Origin of the sequence: Streptomyces sp. Y7, assembly GCF_043195415.1 — a bacterium.
Taxonomy (GTDB): Bacteria; Actinomycetota; Actinomycetes; order Streptomycetales; family Streptomycetaceae; genus Streptomyces.
Genome location: NZ_JBIDDQ010000080.1, coordinates 1 through 255, shown reverse-complemented (window position 1 = coordinate 255; position 255 = coordinate 1). Strand labels below are relative to the sequence as shown.

The 255-nt window shown below is 57.3% G+C and carries 1 rRNA gene; it reads left to right on the top strand.

What is annotated here, in order from left to right:
- Window positions 1-9: 9 nt before the first annotated feature.
- A 23S ribosomal RNA gene (locus tag ACGFW6_RS45180) occupies window positions 10-255 on the top strand; the annotation flags it as partial.

The window sequence follows — 255 nt, the reverse complement described above, 5'->3', positions numbered from 1 at the left end:
GCGTCGGATACAGCTTGCTGTATCTCGTGACTGCGTGCCTTTTGAAGAATGAGCCTGCGAGTTTGCGGTGTGTTGCGAGGTTAACCCGTGTGGGGAAGCCGTAGCGAAAGCGAGTCCGAATAGGGCGGTATAGTAGCGCGCTCAAGACCCGAAGCGGAGTGATCTAGCCATGGGCAGGTTGAAGCGGAGGTAAGACTTCGTGGAGGACCGAACCCACCAGGGTTGAAAACCTGGGGGATGACCTGTGGTTAGGGG